At 63.6% G+C, this 23,170-nt stretch carries 22 protein-coding genes; 11 read left to right on the top strand and 11 right to left on the bottom strand.

Annotated elements, in window-relative coordinates:
• Position 1 precedes the first annotated feature (1 nt).
• Positions 2–403: an endonuclease domain-containing protein gene (locus HXX15_RS16460; RefSeq protein ID WP_296517394.1), complete on the bottom strand. Its 402-nt coding sequence runs from the start codon at positions 401–403 to the stop codon at positions 2–4.
• Between the two features lie 83 nt (positions 404–486).
• Complete coding sequence (gene metF, locus HXX15_RS16455; protein WP_296517393.1) at positions 487–1,374, bottom strand: methylenetetrahydrofolate reductase [NAD(P)H]; 888 nt, start codon at positions 1,372–1,374, stop codon at positions 487–489.
• 439 nt (positions 1,375–1,813) lie between these two features.
• Here metF and HXX15_RS16450 point away from each other — a divergent pair, with 439 nt between their 5' ends.
• Positions 1,814–2,830: an LLM class flavin-dependent oxidoreductase gene (locus HXX15_RS16450; RefSeq protein WP_296517392.1), complete on the top strand. Its 1,017-nt coding sequence runs from the start codon at positions 1,814–1,816 to the stop codon at positions 2,828–2,830.
• Positions 2,831–2,848: 18 nt separating this feature from the next.
• Here HXX15_RS16450 and HXX15_RS16445 read toward each other — a convergent pair whose 3' ends face one another.
• Positions 2,849–3,709, bottom strand: a complete 861-nt coding sequence (locus HXX15_RS16445; RefSeq protein WP_296517391.1) for a prephenate dehydratase — start codon at positions 3,707–3,709, stop codon at positions 2,849–2,851.
• Between the two features lie 19 nt (positions 3,710–3,728).
• Positions 3,729–4,469, bottom strand: a complete 741-nt coding sequence (locus HXX15_RS16440; protein ID WP_296517390.1) for a 3-deoxy-manno-octulosonate cytidylyltransferase — start codon at positions 4,467–4,469, stop codon at positions 3,729–3,731.
• A 223-nt stretch (positions 4,470–4,692) separates the two neighbouring features.
• On the opposite strand from HXX15_RS16440, the gene HXX15_RS16435 reads away from it, so the two are divergent.
• The 9 genes from HXX15_RS16435 (at position 4,693) to HXX15_RS16395 (ending at position 14,512) form a co-directional block, all read left to right on the top strand.
• Positions 4,693–5,244, top strand: coding sequence for a cytochrome c family protein (locus tag HXX15_RS16435; protein WP_296517389.1), 552 nt, complete (start codon positions 4,693–4,695; stop codon positions 5,242–5,244).
• Positions 5,245–5,454: 210 nt separating this feature from the next.
• On the top strand, positions 5,455–7,350 hold the full coding sequence (locus HXX15_RS16430; protein ID WP_296517388.1) for an extracellular solute-binding protein: 1,896 nt from the start codon (positions 5,455–5,457) through the stop codon (positions 7,348–7,350).
• Between the two features lie 14 nt (positions 7,351–7,364).
• Positions 7,365–9,230, top strand: coding sequence for an extracellular solute-binding protein (locus tag HXX15_RS16425; RefSeq protein ID WP_296517387.1), 1,866 nt, complete (start codon positions 7,365–7,367; stop codon positions 9,228–9,230).
• A 3-nt stretch (positions 9,231–9,233) separates the two neighbouring features.
• Complete coding sequence (locus HXX15_RS16420; RefSeq protein ID WP_296517386.1) at positions 9,234–10,343, top strand: microcin C ABC transporter permease YejB; 1,110 nt, start codon at positions 9,234–9,236, stop codon at positions 10,341–10,343.
• A complete protein-coding gene (locus HXX15_RS16415) occupies positions 10,343–11,521 on the top strand; it encodes an ABC transporter permease (protein WP_296517385.1) in 1,179 nt (392 codons plus the stop codon). The genes HXX15_RS16420 and HXX15_RS16415 overlap by 1 nt, the downstream gene beginning before the upstream one ends.
• Before the next feature lie 36 nt (positions 11,522–11,557).
• Positions 11,558–11,779, top strand: a complete 222-nt coding sequence (locus HXX15_RS16410) for a hypothetical protein (protein WP_296517384.1) — start codon at positions 11,558–11,560, stop codon at positions 11,777–11,779.
• A complete protein-coding gene (locus HXX15_RS16405; protein WP_296517383.1) occupies positions 11,776–12,225 on the top strand; it encodes a type II toxin-antitoxin system VapC family toxin in 450 nt (149 codons plus the stop codon). Before HXX15_RS16410 ends, HXX15_RS16405 begins: the two co-directional genes overlap by 4 nt.
• The gene (locus tag HXX15_RS16400) at positions 12,225–13,862 is read left to right on the top strand and encodes an ABC transporter ATP-binding protein (protein ID WP_296517382.1); all 1,638 of its coding nucleotides are present in this window, start codon (positions 12,225–12,227) and stop codon (positions 13,860–13,862) included. Before HXX15_RS16405 ends, HXX15_RS16400 begins: the two co-directional genes overlap by 1 nt.
• An 8-nt stretch (positions 13,863–13,870) precedes the next feature.
• Entirely contained in the window at positions 13,871–14,512 is a 642-nt protein-coding gene (locus HXX15_RS16395; protein ID WP_296517381.1) for an NUDIX domain-containing protein, read from the top strand.
• Here HXX15_RS16395 and HXX15_RS16390 read toward each other — a convergent pair.
• Both HXX15_RS16390 and HXX15_RS16385 read right to left on the bottom strand, forming a co-directional pair.
• The gene (locus HXX15_RS16390) at positions 14,496–15,341 is read right to left on the bottom strand and encodes an NlpC/P60 family protein (protein ID WP_296517380.1); all 846 of its coding nucleotides are present in this window, start codon (positions 15,339–15,341) and stop codon (positions 14,496–14,498) included. The two genes, HXX15_RS16395 and HXX15_RS16390, sit on opposite strands and share 17 nt — an antisense overlap.
• Positions 15,334–16,716 carry a M17 family metallopeptidase gene (locus tag HXX15_RS16385; RefSeq protein WP_296517379.1) on the bottom strand — a complete coding sequence of 461 codons (1,383 nt, stop codon included), beginning with the start codon at positions 16,714–16,716 and terminating at the stop codon, positions 15,334–15,336. Before HXX15_RS16385 ends, HXX15_RS16390 begins: the two co-directional genes overlap by 8 nt.
• A gap of 131 nt (positions 16,717–16,847) precedes the next feature.
• Here HXX15_RS16385 and HXX15_RS16380 point away from each other — a divergent pair, with 131 nt between their 5' ends.
• Positions 16,848–17,651, top strand: coding sequence for a tetratricopeptide repeat protein (locus tag HXX15_RS16380; RefSeq protein ID WP_296517378.1), 804 nt, complete (start codon positions 16,848–16,850; stop codon positions 17,649–17,651).
• A 51-nt stretch (positions 17,652–17,702) separates the two neighbouring features.
• Here HXX15_RS16380 and HXX15_RS16375 read toward each other — a convergent pair whose 3' ends face one another.
• Genes HXX15_RS16375 through HXX15_RS16355 form a run of 5 tightly spaced genes read right to left on the bottom strand, consistent with a single transcriptional unit; the run spans position 17,703 to position 23,162 of the window.
• Positions 17,703–18,677 carry a type II secretion system F family protein gene (locus HXX15_RS16375; RefSeq protein WP_296517377.1) on the bottom strand — a complete coding sequence of 325 codons (975 nt, stop codon included), beginning with the start codon at positions 18,675–18,677 and terminating at the stop codon, positions 17,703–17,705.
• A gap of 9 nt (positions 18,678–18,686) precedes the next feature.
• Positions 18,687–19,667, bottom strand: a complete 981-nt coding sequence (locus HXX15_RS16370; RefSeq protein WP_296517376.1) for a type II secretion system F family protein — start codon at positions 19,665–19,667, stop codon at positions 18,687–18,689.
• A gap of 11 nt (positions 19,668–19,678) precedes the next feature.
• Positions 19,679–21,157: a CpaF family protein gene (locus tag HXX15_RS16365; RefSeq protein ID WP_296517373.1), complete on the bottom strand. Its 1,479-nt coding sequence runs from the start codon at positions 21,155–21,157 to the stop codon at positions 19,679–19,681.
• 20 nt (positions 21,158–21,177) lie between these two features.
• On the bottom strand, positions 21,178–22,443 hold the full coding sequence (locus tag HXX15_RS16360) for an AAA family ATPase (RefSeq protein WP_296517370.1): 1,266 nt from the start codon (positions 22,441–22,443) through the stop codon (positions 21,178–21,180).
• A complete protein-coding gene (locus HXX15_RS16355; protein ID WP_296517368.1) occupies positions 22,440–23,162 on the bottom strand; it encodes a CpaD family pilus assembly protein in 723 nt (240 codons plus the stop codon). The genes HXX15_RS16360 and HXX15_RS16355 overlap by 4 nt, the downstream gene beginning before the upstream one ends.
• Between the last annotated feature and the right edge of the window lie 8 nt (positions 23,163–23,170).

Below are 23,170 nucleotides of genomic sequence, written 5' to 3'. Positions count from 1 at the left end.
CTCAGCGCGACTCCCTCTCCCCACCGGGGAGAGGGTTGGGGTGAGGGGGATCGAACGCATGCGGCCTGATCGTCCGGGCAATCGTTTCAAGCACACCGCCGATGTTCGACAGCATGTCAGTGTTCCAGAACCGAACGACCAGATAGCCCATCGCGGACAGCAACTCTGTTCGCGCGGCGTCGCTCTCGATCTGCTGCCCGTGTTGTCCGCCGTCGAGTTCGACGATCAGACGGGCTTCGGGGCAACAGAAATCCACGACAAATCTGTCGATCGGAAACTGGCGCTTGAATTTCCATCCACCAAGCTGGCGATTGCGGAGACGCTGCCACAGCAACGTCTCCGCCTGCGTTGGCTGGCGCCTCAGGCGCCTGGCAGTTGGTGTTTGAGCCGAGCGAACGATCATTGGCGTTCGTGCCCCCTCACCCCGACCCTCTCTCCATGGGGGAGAGGGGGCGCGCCGTGCGCTTGGGGAATTCAGTTGCAAACTCATGCTGCTTTCCGGGCGCCGTTCGGGCGCAGCCCGAGCAGATGGCAGATCGCGAACACCAGGTCCGCGCGGTTCATGGTGTAGAAATGAAAGGTGTCGACGCCGTGCTTGGCGAGGTTCTGCACCTGCCCGGCGGCGACTGCCGCGGCCACCAGCTTGCGGGTCTCGGCGTCGTCGTCGAGGCCTTCGAATTTTTCCGCCAGCCAATCCGGCACCGTGGTGCCGGCGCGGGTCACGAAGGCGCGGGCCTGCTTGAAATTGTGCATCGGCATGATGCCGGGCAGGATCGGGATGGCGATGCCGCGGGCGCGAACCCGGTCGAGATAGCGGAAGTACAGATCGTTGTCGAAGAACACCTGGGTGATGGCGCGGGTCGCGCCGGCATCGATCTTGGCTTGCAGCGCGTCGAGATCGACGTCGAAACTGGCGCTCTCCGGATGCTTCTCCGGATAGGCCGACACCGTGACGTCGATATCGGGAAAGCGCTTCTTGATGCTGGCGACCAGCTCGGCCGAGGTCTTGTAGCCGTCGGGATGCGGCACGTAGGCGGTGCCGATCCCGGTCGCGGGATCGCCGCGCAGCGCCACGATATGGCGCACGCCGGCCTCGTGATAATGCGCCACCACGTCGTCGACCTCGCCGCGCGAGGCGCCGACGCAGGTCAGATGTGCAGCGGGAGTAAGGTCAGTTTCCTTCAGCAGTCGGACGATGGTGGAGTGGGTGCGCTCGCGGGTCGAGCCGCCGGCACCATAGGTCACCGAGACGAAATTCGGCGCCAGCGGCGCCAGCCGGCTGATCGACTCCCAGAGGCTGCGCTCCATCTCGTCGGTCTTCGGCGGAAAGAACTCGAAGGAGATCGCCGGCAGTCGGTGCGGCACGTCGCTCATGTCACCTCAAGCTCCAGGCTGGCTACGAACTCGGCGGTTCGGCTGCAAAATCGCCCCCGCGACCGAGCAATTGGGTCTAGGACGGTCTCGTTAAATTAGGCCGAACCGCCCAGACCGGCCAGCCCATCCGTGCGAAATTACAATGGGAAATTGCCCAACTTATCTTAAATGATCGAAATTTTCGGATGTCTGTGATGGTATAGTGGGTAAATGGAGTGAAGTTCTCTCCAAATATTCGGTCTTATAGGTAGAATATATCGCGAAATCGACGCGAATGAGGAGGTAACTCGGAATGGGCTACATCAAATAAAAGATTCAAATACATTTTCTGCCCATCGCGCCCGGAGGCCCGGCGACCGTCCCGCGGCGATGAAAAAGGCGGGTATGCCCTGCGCGAAAGTACCATTGCCTCCGGCAGTCTGCGCCCTAACTTGGGTGGATGATCCCACTTTCCATCCTCGACCTCTCGATGGTCACCACCGGAACCCCGCCCGCCGCGGCGCTGCGCAACTCTATCGATCTGGCGCGCCACGCCGATGCACTCGGCTATGTCCGCTACTGGCTGGCCGAGCATCACAATCTGTCGTCGGTGGCGAGCCCCGCGCCCGACATCATGATTGGGCAGATCGCCGCGGTCACCAAGCACATCCGAGTCGGATCCGGCGGCGTGATGCTGCCGAACCACGCTCCGCTGATGGTGGCCGAACGGTTCAAGATGCTGGAAGCGCTGTTTCCGGGCCGGATCGATCTCGGCATCGGCCGCGCGCCCGGCACCGATCAGGCCACCGCGCATGCGCTGCGGCGCCGGCTCGAAGTACGCGAGGGCGATGATTTTCTCGAACGGCTGCAGGAGCTGACGCTGTGGGAGACTCGCGGTTTCCCGCCGGGCCACCCCTATAACAACGTCATCGCGATGCCCAACGATGTGCCGCTGCCGCCGATCTGGCTGCTCGGCTCCAGCGACTACTCCTCCGAATTGTCCGCGCAGGTCGGGATGGGTTTCGCGTTCGCGCATCATTTCGCGTCCTTCGACGCCGCCGACGCGCTGGTGCATTACCGCGCGCATTTCAGGCCGTCGCGCTGGCGCAGCACGCCGCACGGCATCCTGGCAGTGGCGGCGGTGGTCGCCGAGACCGACGACGAGGCTGAGCGGCTGGCGAGTTCGATGGATCTCAACCGGCTGCGCCGCGACCGCGGCCAGTATTCGCCGCTGCCCAGCGTCGAGGAGGCGCTAGCCTATCCCTATACGGACAGCGAGCGCGCCTCGATCGCGCGCAATCGCGACAAATTGTTTGTCGGCAGTCCGGCTACGGTGCTCCAGATGTTGCAGCCGATGATTGCCGCGAGCCAGGCCGACGAGTTGATGGTGATCACCGCGGTGTATGATCATGAAGCGCGCAAGCGGTCATACAGCATGCTGGCAGATGCATTCCAGCTGCAGCGGGCGGCGGCGTAACAGGAGTCGTAGAGCCGGTCAGTCCGACGTCTCGCTGAACGTCGCGCGGAAAGGATGGCCGGGATAGACGCCGACAATGCGGAATTCGCGCGAGAAGAATTTCAGTTCGTCCAGCGCGAAGGCGAGGTTGCGGTCCTCGGGATGGCCGTCGACGTCGGCGTAGAATTGCGTGGCGAAGAAATTGCCGTCCACCATGTAGCTTTCCAGCTTGGTCATGTTGACGCCGTTGGTGGCGAAGCCGCCCATCGCCTTGTACAAAGCGGCCGGCAGGTTGCGCACCCGAAATACAAAAGTCGTGACCAGCGGGCCGGAGCCCTGCGGCGCCCAGCGCGGCTCGCGCGCCAGCACCACGAAGCGCGTGGTGTTGTGGGTCTCGTCCTCGACGTCCTCGGCGAGGATCTCAAGGCCGTAGATCTTGGCGGCAAGCCGCGAGGCGATCGACGCGCAGCTCTTGTCGCCGCGCTCGGCCACCAGGCGGGCCGAGCCCGCGGTGTCGCCGGCGACGATCGGCTTGAGGCCGAATTTGCGGATGATCCGCCGGCATTGTCCGAGCGCGTGAACGTGGCTCTCCACGGTCTTGATGTCGGCGAGCTTGGCCCCTCGCGGCGCCATCAGCTGGTGGCGGATCGGCAGGAACCATTCGCCAACGATGAACAGGCCGGATTGCGGCAGCAGGTGATGAATGTCGGCGACGCGCCCGGCCACCGAGTTCTCGATCGGGATCATGCCGAGATCGGCCTCGCCCGAGGCGATCGCGGCCAGTGCGTCCTCAAAAGTGGCGCAGGGCAGGGCCTCGGCGGCCGGATAGGCGTCGGCGATAGCGATATGGGAATTGGCGCCCGGCTCGCCCTGGAATGCGATTTTCATGGTCTTGGTCATGGCGCCTTGTAGCAGTCGTTCAGCGCTTTGCCAGTATCTGGCGCGCGGTTTCGAGGTCGGCCGGGGTGTCGACGCCGCGCGGCACGGTGTCGACGATGCCGACGTCGATCCGCATCCCGGCCTCGAGCGCGCGCAATTGTTCGAGTTTCTCGCGCTGTTCCAATGTCGAAGGGGCCAGGCCGACGAATCGCTCCAGCGCCGCGCGGCGATAGGCGTACAGCCCGATATGGTGGTAGCGCGGCCCGTCGCCCCAGGGCGCGGTGGCGCGGGTGAAATACAGCGCCCGCAACCGCTGTGGCCCCAGCGGCGAGCCGATCACCTTCACCACGTTGGGATTGGTGCTCTCTTCCTCGGTGTGGATTTCGGCCGCCAGCGTCGCGATGTCGACCGCGGGATCGGCCAGCGGCGCCAACACGGCGCCAATATTTTCCGGCTGGATGGTGGGGAAATCGCCTTGCAGGTTGATCACGGTCTGGATCGTCCTGCCAGGGTCGAGAGTCTGTAACGCCTCGTAGATCCGGTCCGAGCCCGAGGGGTGATCGGCGCGCGTCATCACTGCTTCGCCGCCATGCGCGCGCACGATGTCGGCGATTTCCGGGGTGTCGGTGGCCACTGCGACCCGGCCGATCGCCGCCGCCTCGGCGCGGCGCAGCACGTGCACGATCATCGGCAGGCCGGCGATGTCGAGCAGCGGCTTGCCCGGCAGTCGCGTGGCGGCCATCCGGGCGGGGATCAGGACGAGGGTCTGGGTCTCAGTCATAGGTACAGGATCTGGACCCGGCTGTGCAAAATCAGGCTGACAGCAGAGCCCGAATCGGGGCGGTATCAGGCTGCTGAAGGTATGGAAACGCGCCGCATTTATACGGGTTGCCAGAGCAGCGGCAAACCGTTATCTGATCGCAACTAAAGTCTAGTTGCGAATGCCTACGATACTTAATCCGAAGCCAGGCCAGCTGGCCTTACCGATCCGGAGCCGGACCGACATGGACTCCTTCGAACTCAATAAAGTGCTCGGCGCCATTCTCGGCACTTGCCTCGTCCTGCTGGTGTCGAATTTCGCCGCACAGGCGATTTTCACCCCGTCCAAGGCGGGCAAGCCCGGTTTTGAAATCGCCGTGAAGGAAGCGGCACCGCCCGCCGGTAAGGACTCAGCCGCAGCCGCGCCGTCGGAGCCGATCGAGAAGCTGCTGCAGACCGCGTCGGTGGAAAAAGGCATGGGAGCCGCCAAGAAGTGCGCGGCCTGCCACACCTTCGAGAAGGGCGGCCCCAACCGCGTCGGTCCGAACCTCTATGGCATCGTCGGCCGTGATCGCGCCGCCGAGCCAGGGTTCAATTACTCCGCCGCGATGAAGGCCAAGGGCGGCAAATGGACCTATGAAGAGCTGAACCACTTCGTTGCCAATCCGAAGGGCTACGTCCCGGGAACCGCGATGGGCTTTGCAGGCATCGCGAAGGACAGCGAGCGCGCCGATGTCATCGGCTACCTCCGCACGCTGGCTGACAATCCGCAGCCGCTGCCCACGGCGTCGAAATAGCTGCCGTTTCCCGTCCTCATCGATTCGTTCAACGGCCAGGTTTTCCTGGCCGTTTTCTTGTGCGCCTGCCCGTTCGGGGATCGGGACGTTTCGCCGCGACGGGCGCCCGGGACGGGGTGATATCGTCGCAAAAATCCGGCATAGTCGGTCGAATCCTCGCCTTATATTCAGCCTCTACTCGCGATCCGATCCGAACAGGAATTCAGCACCTTGGCCATTACCCGACGAGATCTCCTTCAAGGCGGCGCCCTGGCGGCAGCCGCCCCGGCGCTGGGACTTGGGTCCGGCTTCTCCATCGCGGCCACGACCCCGACGCGTGCCGCCGGCGAACCGGTCTGGCGGCACGGCCTGTCGCTGTTCGGCGATCTCAAATATCCCGCCGGCTTCAAGCGCTTCGATTACGTCAACCCGGATGCGCCGAGCGGCGGGGTCGCACGCCAGATCTCGATCGGCACCTTCGATAATTTCAACCTCGCGGTGGCCGGCGTGAAGGGCAACATCGCCCCGGCGGTCGGGCTGATCTACGAAACCCTGATGACGCAGTCGCAGGACGAAGTCGCCACCGAATATGGCCTGCTGGCGGAAGCCGCCGCTCATCCCGACGACTTCTCATGGGTGAAGTACCGGCTGCGGGCGGATGCGCGCTGGCACGACGGCAAGCCGGTGACGCCGGAGGACGTGATCTTCTCGCTGGAAGCGTTGAAGCAATACAGTCCGCGCTACGCCTCGTATTATCGTCACGTGATCAAGACCGAAAAGACCGGCGACCGTGAGATCACCTTCAGCTTCGACGCGCCCGGCAATCGCGAATTGCCGACCATCGTCGGCGAACTCGTGGTGCTGCCGAAGCACTGGTGGGAAGGCAGCGACGATCAGGGCCGCAAGCGCGACATTTCGGCGACCACGCTGGAAAAGCCGCTCGGCTCGGGGCCGTATCGCATCAAGGAGTTCGTCGCCGGCCGGTCGGTGACGCTGGAGCGGGTCAAGGATTACTGGGGCGCGGCGACGCCGACCCGGACCGGCCAGAACAATTTCGACGAATTGCGATTCGAATTCTTTCGCGACAACACGGTCGCGCTGGAAGCCTTCAAGGCCGATCAGGCCGACTGGATCGTCGAGAACTCGGCCAAGCAATGGGCCACGGCCTATGACTTTCCCGCCGTGACCGAGAAGCGCGTGGTCAAGGAAGAATTCCCGATCAACGATTCCGGGCGGATGCAGGGCTTCGTGCTCAACCTGCGTCGCGATATGTTCAAGGATGCCCGGCTGCGCCGCGCCTTCAACTACGCGTTCGATTTCGAAGAGATGAACAAGCAGCTGTTCTACGGCCAGTACAAGCGGATCAACAGCTACTTCGAAGGCACCGAACTCGCCTCGTCGGGAATTCCGCAGGGCGACGAACTGGCGATCCTCGACACCGTACGCGACAAGGTGCCGGCCGAACTGTTCGCCACCCCCTATGCCAATCCGGTCGGCGGCAACCCCGAGGCGGTGCGCGGCAATCTGCGCGAGGCGATGAAGCTGCTGCGGGAGGCCAAATTCGAGGTGCGCGATCGCCTGCTGGTCGATCCCGCCGGCAAGCCGGTCAATGTCGAAATCCTGGTGCAGGATCCGTCCTCGGAACGAATCGCGCTGTTCTACAAGCCGTCGCTGGAGCGGATCGGCGTCACCGTCGCGATCAGGATCGTCGACGACGCGCAATATCAGAACCGGATCAGGGCGTTCGATTTCGATATCATCACCGACGTCTGGGGCGAATCGTTGTCGCCCGGCAACGAGCAGCGGGAATATTGGGGCTCGCAGGCCGCCGATCAACCGGGCTCGCGCAACAGCATCGGCGTCAAGAATCCGGCGGTCGATGCGCTGATCGAAAAGGTGATTTTCGCCAAGAACCGAAACGAGCTGGTCGCGGCGACGCGGGCGCTCGACCGCGTGCTGCTGTGGAATTTCTACGTGGTGCCGCAATTCACCTACGGCTTCGCGCGCTATGCGCGGTGGGACCGCTTCAGCCACGCCGAGCCGCTGCCGAAATACGCCCGCGCCGGACTGCCGTCGCTGTGGTGGTACGATCCCGAGAAGGCCGCCAAGATCGGCAAACGCTCTTGAGGAATCTTCTGCGCATGGCGCCGCTCAACCGCCGCAATGTGCTCGGGCTCGGCATCGGCGCGCTGGCGGCGACACGGCTGTCACTCGCGGCGGCGGCTGAGGCTGAGGGCGAAACCCTGGCCCACGGCATCTCGGCCTTCGGCGATCTGAAATATCCGGCTGACTTCCACCATTTCGACTACGTTAATGTCGACGCGCCGAAAGGCGGGGTGTTCAGCTCCATCCCGTCGGGCCGCGCCTTCAACCAGTCGTTCCAGACCTTCAATTCGCTCAACGCCTACATCCTGAAGGGCGATGGCGCCCAGGGCATGGGCGCAACCTTCGCGCCGTTGATGATCCGTGCCGGCGACGAACCCGATGCGATGTACGGGCTGGTCGCCAAATCGGTGGCGACTTCCGCCGACGGGCTCATCTATCGCTTCGCGCTGCGCCCGGAAGCGCGGTTTCACGACGGCAGCAAGCTGACCGCAAGAGACGCGGCATTCTCGTTGACCGCGCTGAAGACCAAGGGCCATCCGCTGATCACCCAGCAGATGCGCGACATGGTGAAAGCGGAAGCGCCCGACGACGCCACCTTGGTCGTCACCTTCGCGCCGAAGCGCGGCCGCGACGTGCCGCTGTTCGTGGCCGGGTTGCCGATCTTCTCGCAGGCCTACTACGCCAGGCAGCCGTTCGACGAATCGACGCTGGAGATTCCGCTCGGCAGCGGACCCTACAAGGTCGGCAAGTTTGAGGTTGGCCGCTACATCGAATTCGACCGCGTCAAGGATTGGTGGGGCGCCGAGCTGCCGGTTAGCCGCGGCAGCTACAATTTCGATGGTATTCGCTACGATTTCTATCGCGACCGCGACGTCGCCTTCGAGGGGTTTACCGGTCGTAACTATCTGTTCCGCGAGGAGTTCACCTCGCGAACCTGGAATACCCGCTATGATTTTCCGGCCGTGGCCGACGGCCGGGTCAAACGCGAGCTACTGCCGGATGAAACGCCGTCGGGAGCGCAGGGCTGGTTTCTCAACACCCGGCGCGACAAATTCAAGGACCCGCGGGTGCGCGAGGCGCTGGGCTACGCGTTCGATTTCGAATGGACCAACAAGAGCATCATGTACGGCGCCTATGTGCGCACGGTGTCGCCGTTCCAGAATTCCGACATGATGGCGAACGGTCTGCCGTCGCCTGACGAACTCGCCTTGCTGGAACCGTTCCGCGGCAAGGTGCCCGACGAAGTGTTCGGCGCGCCCTACGTGCCGCCGACCTCGGACGGCTCCGGGCAGGATCGCGCGCTGTTGAAGAAGGCGGTGCAACTGTTGAACGAGGCCGGTTGCGTGATCAGGGACGGCAAGCGGCTGACGCCGCAGGGCGAGCCATTCAAGATCGAATTCCTGCTCGACGAGCCGACCTTTCAGCCACATCACATGCCCTATATCAAGAATCTCGGCACGCTCGGGATCGAGGCGACGCTACGGCTGGTCGATCCGGTGCAATTCCGCGCGCGCCGCGACGATTTCGATTTCGACATCACCATCGAGCGATTCAGCTTTTCGACCGTGCCGGGCGATTCGCTGCGCTCGTTCTTCTCGATTCGGTCTGCCGTCACCAAAGGCTCGAACAATCTGGCCGGGATTTCCGATCCGGCGATCGACGCGATGATGGATCTGGTGATCGCTGCCGATACCCGCGCGAAACTGGTGGTCGCGGCGCGCGCGCTTGATCGCATCATCCGCGCCGGGCGCTACTGGGTGCCGCAATGGTACGCTAATTCACACCGGTTGGCCTATTGGGACGTGTTCGGCCACCCGCCGAACCTGCCGAAATATATCGGCGTCGGGGTCCCGGATCTGTGGTGGTCGACCGCGAAGCCGGCCACTGGCGAGGCGAAATAGCTCATGAGCGCTTATATCGCCCGCCGCATCCTGCTGATGTTTCCCACGTTGCTGGGAATCCTGTTCGTGTCGTTCGTCGTGGTGCAGTTCGCGCCGGGCGGTCCCGTCGAGCGGGTGATCGCGCAACTCTCGGGTGCGGATACCGGCGCAGCGTCGCGGGTCTCGGGCTCGTCAGGAGGAGATTTTGGCGCCCGCAATCAAGTCGGCGCCGCGTCCGACGCGGTGAATTCGAAATACCGCGGCGCGCAGGGGCTCGATCCGGAATTCGTCAAGAGCCTCGAGAAGCAGTTCGGCTTCGACAAGCCGGCGCCGGAGCGCTTCGCGCTGATGCTGTGGAATTTTGCGCGGTTCGATTTCGGCAAGAGCTATTTTCGCGACGTCAGCGTGCTGCAACTGGTCAAGGAGAAGCTGCCGGTCTCGATGTCGCTCGGGATCTGGATGACACTGCTGACCTATCTGATTTCGATCCCGCTCGGCATCCGCAAGGCGGTGAAAGACGGCTCGAAATTCGATACCTGGACCTCGGCGGTGATCATCGTCGGCTTCGCGATTCCGGGCTTCCTGTTCGCGATCCTGCTGATCATCCTGTTCGCCGGCGGCTCGTTCTGGAGCATCTTCCCGCTGCGCGGGCTGACCTCCGACGGCTGGAGTCAATTTCCATGGTACTGGAAGATCATCGATTATTTCTGGCACATCACGCTGCCGCTGATCTCGATGGTGCTCGGCGCCTTCGCCACCATGACGCTGCTGACCAAGAATTCGTTTCTTGACGAGATCCGCAAGCAATATGTAATGACCGCGCGCGCCAAGGGCTGCAGCGAGACCCAGGTGCTGTACAACCACATCTTCCGCAACGCGATGCTGATCGTGATCGCCGGCTTCCCCGGCGCCTTCATCCATGCCTTCTTCTCGGGCTCGCTGTTGATCGAGACCATCTTCTCGCTCGACGGGCTCGGGCTGCTGGGTTTCGAGAGCGTGCTGAATCGCGACTATCCGGTGGTGTTCGGTACGCTGTTCATCTTTTCGCTGGTCGGTCTCGTGGTCAATTTGATCTCCGATATCGCCTATATGTGGATCGATCCGCGGATCGATTTCGAGGCGCGGGAAGTCTGATGACGATCACCGCGCGCGAACCGATCGAGGCCACCGCGACCGCGCCGCTTGGCGAGGCGGTGCCGTCGACCCGCCACTGGTTCAGTCCGTCGCCGCTCAATCGCCGGCGCTGGCTCAACTTCAAGTCGAACCGTCGCGGCTACTGGTCGTTCTGGATCTTTCTACTGCTGTTCTTCGTTTCGTTGTTCGCCGAGCTGATCGCCAATGATCGGCCGTTCTTCATCAAGTTCGATGGCCGCGCCTATTTTCCGGCCTTCGTCAGCTATTCGGAGACCACGTTCGGCGGCGATTTCGAGACCGCTGCGGACTATCGCGATCCGTTTCTGCAGAAGCTGATCGCCGAGAAGGGCGGCACGATCCTGTGGCCGCTGGTGCGCTATTCCTACGATACCCATAATCTCGATTTGCCGACCCCGGCGCCGTCGAAGCCAACCTGGATGCTGACCGAAGAACAATGCAAGCCGGTGGTGGAGAAGAAGGGGCTGAAGAGCTGCCGCGATCTCGAATACAATTGGCTTGGCACCGACGATCAGGGCCGCGACGTGGTAGCGAGGCTGATCTACGGGTTCCGGATCTCGGTGCTGTTCGGGCTGGCGCTCACCATCATCTCGTCGGTGATCGGCATCGCTGCGGGGGGCGTACAGGGTTATTTCGGCGGCTGGATCGATCTGCTGTTCCAGCGCTTCATCGAAGTCTGGAGCGCGATTCCGTCGCTGTATCTGTTGCTGATCCTGTCCTCTGTGCTGGTGCCCGGATTCTTCGTGCTGCTGGGAATCCTGCTGCTGTTCTCCTGGGTGTCGCTGGTCGGCCTGGTGCGCGCCGAATTCCTGCGCGGGCGCAATTTCGAATACATCATGGCCGCGCGCGCGCTCGGCGTGTCGAACGCCAAGATCATGATCCGGCATCTGCTGCCGAATGCGATGGTGGCGACCATGACCTTCCTGCCGTTCATCGTCTCGTCCTCGGTGATGACGCTGACCGCGCTGGACTTCCTTGGCTTCGGCCTGCCGCCGGGCTCGCCGTCGCTCGGCGAATTGCTGTCGCAGGGCAAGGCCAACGTCCAGGCGCCGTGGCTCGGCTTCACCGGTTTCTTCGCTGTGGCGATCATGCTGTCGCTATTGATCTTCATCGGTGAGGGCGTCCGCGACGCGTTCGATCCGCGCAAGACGTTCAGGTGAGAATGTGGTAGGTTGTCGGGTGGAAGGAGGTCGCTGATGAACAGGATCGTGAAGGAAAACTATCCGGTTTCAAGTCTTCCTGAAGATTTGCGCGAGGGTTTGGAGGCGTCGGTTGTGACGGTGACAATCGAGGAGGTGGAAGGCGCGCCTAAGGCGCGGCCGACACTGGAAGAGATTTTTGCAATGCGGCGGCCTCCTTTCCGCACCAAGGAGGAAATTGACGCGGAGTGGCGACGCCAGCGAGACGAATGGGAATGACTGAGCTCAGTGCATTCCGCCTCTATCTCGATTCCAACGTATTTATCTACGCTGGCGAGGGTAGCGAAGAGATTGCTGGACCCCTTGAGCAGCTTTTTGGTCTGCTGCGAGTTAAGACCGGGATTGCCGTGACCAGCGAATTGACGCTTGCCGAAGTACTTCCGAAGGCCGACGCTAATCAAAGACGTTACTATTTGAATTTGATCGTTTGGAGCGGCATTTTCGAACTGCGTCCCGTCAGTCGAGAAATCCTGATTGAGACGGCCAGCTATCGTCGAATTGCCGGAATGCCGAAGTTGGCCGACTCTATTCATGTCGTCACGGCGTTTCGAGACGGTTGCGGCAGAGTGCTCTCTTCCGATATTCGAATGAAGCTGCCGGACGGAATGTCATTTGTCGATGCGAGCCCGGAGAACGTCTCCCGCCTGATCAGCGAGCTCTCCTGATGGACGCCATCAACCAGCCCTTGCTCGATGTCCGCGACCTGTCGGTGGCGTTTCACCAGCCGAGCGGCACGTCGGTCGCGGTCGACCACATTTCATTTGAGATCAGGCGCGGCGAATGCGTGGCGCTGGTCGGCGAGTCAGGGTCCGGCAAATCGGTCAGCGCGCTGTCGATTCTGAAACTGCTGCCTTATCCGACCGCGTCGCACCCTTCCGGCAGCATCCACTTCAAGGGCCGTGAGCTGCTCACCATGCCGGAGCAGCAGATTCGTTCGATCCGTGGCAATGAGATTTCGATCATCTTCCAGGAGCCGATGACATCGCTCAATCCGTTGCACACGATCGAGGCGCAAATCGCCGAGATCCTGCAGCTCCATGGCGGGGTTCGCGGCATCAAGGCGCGGGAGCGGACGCTGCAGCTGCTGACCCAGGTCGGGATTCCCGAGCCCGAAACCAGGCTTGCGAGTTATCCGCACCAATTGTCGGGCGGACAGCGGCAGCGGGTGATGATCGCGATGGCGCTCGCCAACGAGCCCGATTTGCTGATTGCCGACGAGCCGACCACCGCGCTCGACGTCACTGTGCAGGCCCAGATCCTGACGCTTCTGGCGGAGATCCGCGCGCGGCTCGGCATGAGCCTGCTGTTCATCACCCACGATCTCGGCATCGTCCGGCGCATCGCCGATGTGGTCTGCGTGATGAACGGCGGCAAGATCGTCGAGCAAGGCCCGGTCGAGCAGGTCTTTACCGCGCCGAAACATCCCTACACCCGCGCGTTGCTCGCCGCCGAGCCGAAGCCGGACCCGGCGCCGCCGCGGCCGGACGCGCCGGTGGTGATGTCGACCGACGATCTGAAAGTCTGGTTTCCAATCAAGCGCGGCTTTCTGCGCAAGACCGTCGGCCACATCAAGGCGGTCGATGGTGTCACCCTGTCGGTGCGCAAGGGCGAGACGCTCGGCGTGGTCGGCGAATCCGGCTCGGGGAAGACCACGCTCGGGCTGGCGCTGCTGCGGCTGATTTCCTCCGATGGCCCTATCGTGTTTCTCAGCAAGAATATCCAGGGCCTGAAATTCAAGGAGATGCGGCCGTTCCGCCGCGACATGCAGATCGTGTTTCAGGATCCGTTCGGCGCGCTCAGCCCGCGGATGTCGGTCGGCGACATCGTTGCCGAGGGCCTCAGCGTGCATCAGCCCGGGCTGTCTGAAAACGAGCGCGAAGCCCGCGTGATCAAGGCTCTGACTGACGTCGGCCTCGATCCGGTGACTCGGTTTCGCTATCCACATGAATTCTCGGGCGGCCAGCGTCAGCGCATCAGCATCGCGCGCGCCGCCGTGCTGGAGCCGAATTTCGTGGTTCTGGATGAACCGACCAGCGCGCTCGACATGTTGTTTCAGGCACAGATGGTCGATCTGCTGCGCGAATTGCAGCGCAAGCGTGACCTCACTTACATGTTCATCTCGCACGATTTGCGCGTGGTGGCCTCGCTCGCCAGTCATCTGATTGTCATGCGGCAGGGTAAGGTAGTTGAGGAGGGGCCGGCGTCGGAGTTGTTCGCGCACCCCAAGACCGATTATACGCGGGCGCTGTTCGCCGCCGCGTTCCGGCTCGAGATCGCGCCGGGCGGCGGCGCTGCTCAATAGGAACAGAGATGAGCGACGGCGACGACAGCATCAACATGCTCGCGGACGGCAAGGCGGATGTCACGATCTCGGCCCCCATGCTGATCGGACAAGGTTTCATGGCCTATGAGCGCTATGAAGTCTCGCTGCAGCGTGACGGCGAGCCGCCATTGCTGCAGCGGCGCGACGTGCTGCGTGCCAGCCGCGTTGCCGCGGTGCTGGCGATCGATCTGGGGCGCGATCAGGTGGCCCTGATACGCCAGTTCCGGCTGCCGGCGCATCTCGCGACCGGGCGCGGCGACATGGTGGAGATCGTGGCCGGGCGGATCGAGCCGGGCGAGACGCCGGATGCTGCGGCGCGGCGCGAATGCCTCGAGGAAATCGGCGTGGCGCCGCAACGGCTGGTGGAGTTGTTCAGCGTGCTGGCGACGCCGGGATTCACCGACGAATATGTGACGTTCTTCGCCGGCTTCATCGATTGCGCGGAGATTCCGTCGCGCGGTGGTGTCGCCGATGAAGACGAGGACACCCACCCGTTTGTGGTCTCGATCGACCAGGCGCTGGCCGCGCTGGATCGCGGTGAGGTCCTGAACGCGCTGCTGGTCAGCGCGCTGCAATGGCTGGCGCTCCATCGCGGTCGGCTGCGGGACTATCTCAATCGAGCCGTTTGATGCTGGTGACGTCGCTGCCTGCCGCCTTGATCCGCGCGATTGCAGCGGCGGTGTGTTCGATTGCGGTGGCCATATGATGGGCGTTGGCGTGGACGATCGTAACGGCGTCGCGAACGATCGCGACATGGCCCTTCCAAAACATCAGGTCGCCGCGTCGCAGAGTGGATAGCTCCGACACCGGCAGCGCACGTCCCAGCGCGCCCTCCTGCATATCGCTGTCGCGCGGACAACCGGTGCCGCTGGCGTTCAGCGCGATCTGCACCAGTCCCGAGCAATCGATGCCGAGACTGGTCTTGCCGCCCCACAGATAGGGCGTGCCGACAAACCGTTCCGCGACGGCAACGAAATCATTCTCGAAGCTATCCAGTTCGCCGACATGCCGGCTTGGGATGTACTGGCCGTTGGCGGTGATGGCGAAGACGCCGTCGTCGCGGACGACAGCGATCCTTGCGCCGAGCGGGAGTGTATCGGCGGGCGGCAGTTTGATCGACGGCCCGGGAAACGCGAAGGTCCGCAACGCCGTGACCTTGTGGGTCGGCTCCGCGCCGGGCTTGTAGAGCGCGATGTCGGGCAGCCACCCGACATAACCGTCGCTGACGAGCTGGCCCCAGGCCCAGCCCTCATCGTTGCGGTCGTAGACCGTGACGCGTTCGCCGTGCAACGCCTGGGTGTCCAGCATCGCCCCGGAAAACGGCTCGCGGCGCAGCGGCGCGATACCGTCGAACACCTCGAACTCCTCGCCGCTGACGAAGCGTGTCGCCGCGACCTTGCCCTCGAGATATTTCGCCGCGAGGTCGGGCCGCGCCGGCGTCAGCCGCCGGTCATCCATAGCGTTCGCTCAGCAAGGCGTAGATCGCGCGCGCGGCCTGGCATTCGCCGCCTTCGGGACGGCCCGGCTTGGCCGTCGGCGTCCAACCATAGATATCGACGTGCAGCCAGCTCTTCGCCCGCTCGACGAAGCGCTGCAGGAATAGCGCGCAGGTGATCGAGCCGGCGAAACCGCCGGAGGGCGCGTTGTTGATGGTTGCGACTTTCGAATCCAGCCACGCATCATAGGGGGCCCACAGCGGCAGCCGCCACAGCGGATCATTTTCGGCCCTGGCGCAGCGGGCGAGGTCCAGCGCCAGTGTCTCATCGTCGGTGTAGTAAGGCGGCAAATCGGGACCGAGCGCCACCCGCGCGGCGCCGGTCAGGGTGCCGAGATCGATCAGCAGGTCCGGCGCCTCTTCGTCCGCATAGGCCAGCGCGTCGGCCAGCACCAGACGCCCCTCGGCGTCGGTATTGCCGATCTCGACCGTCGGCCCCTTGCGCGAGGCGAAGATATCCAGCGGTCGCATCGCATTGCCGGCGACCGCGTTCTCGACCGCCGGGATCAACACGCGCAGCCGGACTTTCAGCTTCGCATCCATCACCATCGACGCCAGCGCCAGCACGTTGGCGGCGCCGCCCATGTCTTTCTTCATGATCAGCATGCCGCTGGATGGCTTGAGGTCGAGACCGCCGGTGTCGAAACAGACGCCCTTGCCGACCAGCGTTACTTTTGGATGCGCCGGATCGCCCCAAGCGAAATCTATCAGCCGTGGTGCGCGCGCCGACGCCATGCCGACCGCATGGATGAGCGGGAAGTTCTGCCGTGTGAGATCATCGCCGACGGTGCAATTGAACGCGGCGCCAAAGCGATGCGCCAATTGCTGCGCGGCGTCGGCCAGTTCCGCCGGCCCCATGTCGTTGGACGGGGTGTTGATCAGATCGCGTGCCAGCATCGCAGCTTCCGCGATCCGTTCGATCGCGGCGACGTCGACGCCCTCCGGCGCGACCAGCCTGGCGGTTGGCGCATCGGTCTTGCGATAGCGTCCGAACTTGTAGCTGCCGAGCGCGAAAGCCAGCGCCGCCAGCCGGATGTCGTGCGGCGCATCGGCGAAGCGATACAGCCCCGGTGGCAGCAGGCCCGGCAGTTGTCCGGCCCGAAAAGGATCGTGCGATTTGGCCGCGGGGTCATCCAGACCGAACAGCACGGCGGCGATGTCGCCTGCGGGGGATGGCAAGGCGAGGAACTGGCCGGGCTTGGCGGTGTAGCCGTTGGCTTTGGCAAAGCGCTGTGCGGGTTCCGGAAGCGCGGCTGAGGCCGCGTCCCAGGTCGCTTTGGTGACAAGGGTAATCGGGATGGCGGTTTGGTCCGATGCGGCGGCAAAGATGGACTGCATTTCGGCGGGGTCTTTCGAGTGGTGGCGCTGTAGGCCGGCGAGCGAACGCCGATTAACCAGACATTAGGGTTAACGGTCCATTGCTAAAGGGTCTTTCGTCCGGTCGATCCGCCCTTGCGAGTTAAGGTGCCATGCGTCAGCAGCGTTGTCTTGCCCGGTTTCTCGGCTCCGCGGCCCTGACCGCGAGCTTGGCCGTGGGATTGGCCGGCTGCCAGACCGCGGGGATGCCCGACATCACAGGTTCGCTTGGCGCCAGGGGCGAGGCAAGCCCCGACGTCGACCCGCAGCGGGCGGTGGAGATCGACGGTCAGCGCTACCGCGCCAATCCCAAGGATGCCGATGCGGCGCTGCGCTATGGCCAGGCGCTGCGCGCCACTGGGCAGCGGGCTCAGGCGGTGGCGGTGCTCGAACAGGCGACGATTGCCAATCCGAGCAACAAGACCCTGCAGGCCGCGTATGGCCGTGCACTGGCGGACAACGGCAATTTCCAGCTCGCCTTCGATACGCTGTCGCACGCCCACACCCCCCAAAATCCGGACTGGCGAATTCTGTCGGTGCAGGGCACTGCGCTCGATCAATTGGGACGCAGCGAGGAAGCCCGGCGATATTATGCGAGCGCGCTGAAGATGGCGCCGGGAGAGCCCTCGGTGCTGTCGAACCTCGGGATGTCCTATGTTCTGACCAAGGAATTGCCGAAGGCCGAGGAGGCGCTGCGCCAGGCCTATGACAGCGGCAAGGCCGATGCGCGGGTGCGCCAGAATCTGGCGCTGGTGGTCGGCCTGCAAGGCCGCTTCGCCGAGGCCGAAACCATCGTCAGCGCCGATCTGCCGGCGGCCGAGGCGGCCGCCAATGTCGCCTATCTGAAGCAGATGCTGAACCGTAAGGACGGCCCTGGTATCGGTGCTCGCGGCAGACCGGCCGCCAGTCACTCCTGATGAAAATTTCCGGCCAGATATCATGCGCGGCGCGTGCGACGACGGCGCCGGTTACTGCATCGCCGCGACCTTGATTCCGGTGGGTCCAAGAATAACCACGAACAGCACTGGCAGGAAGAACAAGATCATCGGTACGGTGAGCTTCGGCGGCAGCGCCGCCGCCTTCTTCTCGGCTTCGTTCATGCGCATATCGCGGTTCTCCTGCGCCATTACCCGCAGGCTGTGCCCCAGCGGAGTACCGTAGCGTTCCGATTGCTGCAGGGCCAGACATACCGACTTCACGCCCTCGAGGCCGGTGCGCTTCGCCAGGTTCTCGTAGGCGACCTTGCGATCCGGAAGATAGGACAGCTCTGCCGTGGTCAGGGTGAACTCCTCGGCGAGCGGGATCGATTGCGATCCGATCTCGACGCTGACCTTGCGGAAGGCCGCTTCGATCGACATGCCGGACTCGACGCAGATCAGCAGCAGGTCGAGCGCATCCGGAAACGCCCGTTTGATCGAGAGCTGGCGCTTGGTGATGGCGTTCCGCAGAAACAGCATCGGCGCCTGCATGCCGAGGTACACCGCCGCGATGCAAATGCCGATCTTGATCGGCGTCGACTGCTGCATATGCGAGATCACGAACACATAGATCACCGCGCCGATGCCGAACAGGATCGGCGTGACCAAGCGAAAGAACAGGAACGTGATGTAGGGTGCCTGGCCGCGATAGCCGGCCATGACCAGCTTATCGCGCGCGGCTTCCTGGGCGACCCACTTGCCGAGGTTAAAGCCTTCCACCACCCGCGAGACGATCTGCTTCGGGGCTTGGCGCAGCGACACTCTCTCGGTCTTGGAGAGCCGTTCGCGTTCGCGCTGGCGCAGCCGTTCGCGCTCGCTCGCGACCGATTTCATGCGCTTGGCCAGGGTTTCTCCAGCGAAGAATGGCGTGATCAGAGTGTAGGCGGTCGCACTGACAGCGATCGCCGCCAGCAGCATGGTCATGAAATGCGCGTCGTGGAGCTTGTCGACCAGGAAATCAATCATGCAGCACCATCAGAAGTCGAAGTTGATCATCTTCTTCATCACGAAGATGCCGGCGGACATCCACAGCACGCAGCCGGCCAACATCAGCTGGCCGGTCGGATGAGTCCACAGCAACGAGATGTAATCGGGGGTCGACAGGTAAATTAGCAGCATCACGATCGGCGGCAGCGATCCGATGATGCCGGCGGATGCCTTTGCTTCCATCGACATAGCCTGGATCTTCTCCGCCATCTTTTTGCGATCGCGCAGCACCTTGGACAGATTGCCCAGGGCCTCCGACAGATTGCCGCCGGACTTCTGCTGAATGGCGATCACGATGCCGAAAAAGTTGGCTTCCGGCACCGGCATGCGGTCGTATAGCCGCACGCAGGCGTCGCCGAGCGGAATGCCGATCGCCTGGGTTTCGATAATCGCGTTGAACTCGCTCTTCAGCGGCTCCGGCGCATCCGCGGCGACCACCTTCAGCGATTCGAACAGCGGCAATCCGGCCTTGATGCCGCGAACGATGACGTCCACGGCGTCGGGCAGCGCCTTCAGAAATTGCTTTTCCCTGCGTTTTTTCAAGAAGCTCAGAGCCCAGCGGGGCAGACCGAAGCCAGCTGCAAAGGCCAGGCCGAGGGCGGCGATCAGGCCGCCGCCGAAAACAAGCCCGGCCGCGAAGAACACGGCGCCGAGCGCGCCGGAGACGATCATGAACTTCTTGGTCGTCCAGTTCAGGCCGGCCTGCGCAAGCCGGACGCTCAACGCGACGTTCTTCTGCTTCTGATGTCGCGCCTCGACTTCCTTCAGCGTGCCCTCGACCTGCTCGCGGCGCGAGCGTTGCGACTTGTCGACTTGACGCGCCGCCGGCTCTGGCCTGGCGATCGACGCGCGGCGTTGTTCGGACTTCCTTTCGCCGGACATCGATGGATAGAGAAACACCCAGGCCACGCCACCGACGGCCGTGGCCGCAAGAAAACCGAGCGAGAGCAACTGCAAATTCGTCTGCATCCGATCGCTCCCTAGACCTCGGTCGCGACTTCGGCGGCGTCCAACGCTGCGGCCAACCGCTTCTCCTCGCCGTAATAGCGCGCGCGATCCCAAAATCGTGGCCGGCCGATGCCGGTGGAGCGATGCCGGCCGATGATGTTGCCGTTCTGGTCTTCGCCGATCATGTCGTAGATGAACAGATCCTGGGTAATAATGGTGTCGCCTTCCATGCCCATCACCTCGGTGATGTGGGTGATCCGGCGCGAACCGTCGCGCAGGCGGGCGGCCTGGATCACCACGTCGATCGAGGCACAGATCATTTCGCGGATGGTGCGCGACGGCAGCGAAAAACCACCCATCGTGATCATCGATTCGCAGCGTGACAGCGCCTCGCGCGGATTGTTGGCGTGCAACGTGCCCATCGACCCGTCATGGCCGGTGTTCATCGCCTGCAACAGGTCGAACGCTTCCGGTCCGCGGACTTCGCCGACGATGATCCGCTCCGGACGCATACGCAGGCAGTTGCGCACCAGTTCGCGCATCGTGACCTGGCCTTCGCCCTCGATATTCGGAGGCCGGGTTTCCAGTCGAACCACGTGCGGCTGCTGCAATTGCAGTTCGGCGGCGTCTTCGCAGGTGATGATGCGCTCGTCGTCGTCGATATAGTTGGTCAGGCAGTTCAGCAACGTGGTCTTGCCCGAGCCGGTGCCGCCGGAGATCAGCACGTTGGCGCGGCAGCGTCCGATGATCTGCAGGATCTGCGCGCCTTCCGGCGTGATCGCGCCGAACTTGACGAGCTGGTCGAGCGTCAGCTTGTCCTTCTTGAATTTGCGGATGGTGAGCGCGGGCCCATCGATCGCCAGCGGCGGCACGATGGCGTTGACGCGGCTGCCGTCGGCGAGCCGGGCGTCGCAGATTGGCGAGGATTCATCGACCCGGCGGCCGACCTGGCTGACGATGCGCTGGCATATGTTCAGCAGCTGCTGATTGTCGCGAAAGCGAATTCCGGTGCGTTGAATCCGGCCGGCGACTTCGATGAATACCGTACCGGCGCCGTTGACCATGATGTCGGAGATGTCGTCGCGTGACAGCAGCGGCTCCAGCGGCCCGTAACCCAGAACGTCGTTGCAGATGTCATCGAGCAGCTCTTCCTGCTCGGCGATCGACATCACGATGTTCTTGATGGCGATGATTTCGTTGACGATGTCGCGGATTTCCTCGCGCGCCGATTCGCCATCGAGCTTGGCGAGCTGCGCCAGGTCGATCGCCTCGATCAGCGCACCGAAGATCGTCGCCTTGACCTGGTAATAAGTGTCGGACCGTCGCGCGTCGGCCACCGCCGCCGCCGGTGTCGATCGCGTCGGCGCCAGCGGGGGCGAGGCGACGCTCACGGGCGGCGCGTCTGCGGTCGGGCGCGAGATCGCGGCAGCGCTGGAGGACGATTCCAGCGCTCCGGCTCCGGGCTTGAGGCCTCGGACCTCGTTATCTGATCCGCTACGCTTACCAAACACGTCGATACTCCAACCGGGACTTAGCCGGCCCGCAATCTCTTCAACAACGGCGACAGCAACGAACTTTTCGGCTTCTTGGTCTCGCCGCGGCCGGTCAGCCGTTGCGCGATTTGCAGGAACAGTTCGGTGGTGCGGTGGCTGGCCGCGATTTCGGCGATCATTTGGCCGTTGTTGGCGGCCAGGCCGAACATCTGCGGTTCGAATGGGATGCTGACGATCGGCGGACATTCGATCGCCTTGGCAAATTCGCCGGCGTTGATTTCCGGCCGCTTTGGAACGCCGACCTGGTTGAGGCAATACAGCGGGGCGCGATCGTTCGGCCGCGCCGCCTTCAACAGATCGAACAGGTTCTTGGTATTGCGCAGATTGGCGAGATCGGGCGCCGCCACGATCAGGATATCGTCGGCGCCGATCAGCGCGCGCTTGGTCCATCCCGACCATTGGTGCGGAACGTCGAGCACGATGCAGGGCATCGTGGTGCGCAGCGTGTCGAAGATCGAATCGAAGGCTTCGGCGCCGAAATCGTAGACCCGATCCAGCGTCGCCGGCGCAGCCAGTAAGCTGAGATGATCAGTGCATTTCGACAACAGGCGGTCAATGAATGCGGTGTCGACGCGATCCGGCGAGAACACCGCGTCGGCGATGCCCTGCGGCGGATCCTGATTGTAGTCGAGGCCCGCTGTGCCGAAGGCGAGATCGAGATCGGCGACGACAGAATCCAGCGCCAGGTCGCGCGCGATAGCCCACGCCACATTGTGGGCGATGGTCGAAGCACCGACGCCGCCCTTGGCGCCGACGATGGCGATGATACGGCCGACGGCCTTGGCCTCGGGCGCCGAGAACAGCCCGCAGATCGAGCGCACGACATCGAGTGGGGTGATCGGCGCGATCACGTAATCGCTGACGCCGCGGCGAACCAGCTCGCGGTAAAGCGTGACGTCGTTGACTTTGCCGATCACGACGACGCGGGTGCCGGGATCGCAGACCGTCGCCAGCTGATCCAACCCAACCAGGATGTCGGTGCGTGGATCGGTTTCCAGAATGATCACGTTCGGCGTCGGAGCCGCCCGATAGGCCTCGACCGCAGCCGCCATGCCGCCCATCTGGATCTTCAGATGGGCCTTGCCGAGGCGGCGGTCTTCGCCCGCGGACTGCACCGCGGCGGCGGTCTCCACGCTCTCGCAAAATGCCTGGACCGACACGCGCGGCGCCGGCGCGATATGATCGTCCTCGGTCGCTGCCGAGGCTGCCGGTTCGTCCTGATTTTGGCGTGCGTAGCTGATCATTTTCCAACTTCGCTGATTGCGGTGGACTTGCTAGTGTCGGGCTTGGCGGTCCGGTAGGTTTCGAAGTTGGTCGAGCGGCGCGCGGTGTAGGCCGGCGTCTCGGGACGCGGCTGCACCAGATCGGTCGGGTTGTCGACCATCGCCGCTAGGTTGCGCTGGTTCGCGCAACCGAAATTCCAGTACGGCTTGTTCTCGAAATATCCCTTGTTCTTGATCGAGGGCCCGAGATCTTCCGGCCAGGTCCCGCAGGGGCCGGCGACTGCGGCGATCTTGGGATAGATCAACCGGATGGCGGCGAACTGCCGCTCGCTCGCGGGATGATAGTTCCGCACCGTGATGGCGCGCGGCGGCACGCCGTTGGCGGCCATCAGCGCCTGGATTTCCCGGAAGGAATCCGCGGCTGCGCGGGCGTTGGGGGTCTGGGCGGGGATCTCGGCAACAATCGCGCCGGTGCCTTCGCGCAGCCAGCTCTGCGCCAGCGAGGTGACGTCGGCGCGTTGCGCGGCGTTGAGGCCGCCGCGGGCGTTGCCGACGAAGATCACGACGGTTTGGTCGGCCTCCCGAATCGCGATCGGATGACGCTGCCGATAGTCGTTCGGAATGCTCGCGGCGACTTCCTCGCTGGTATGGGTGCAACCGCCCAGCGTCGCGGCAAGACCGAGCAATGCGGCCCCGAGTCGGAGGCCGCGCATCGTCGTGGCGGGTTTGGTGATCAACATCGTCCTGT

Origin of the sequence: Rhodopseudomonas sp., assembly GCF_013377015.1 — a bacterium.
GTDB lineage: Bacteria > Pseudomonadota > Alphaproteobacteria > Rhizobiales > Xanthobacteraceae > JARJEH01.
This window is presented reverse-complemented; position numbering and strand designations above follow the sequence as displayed.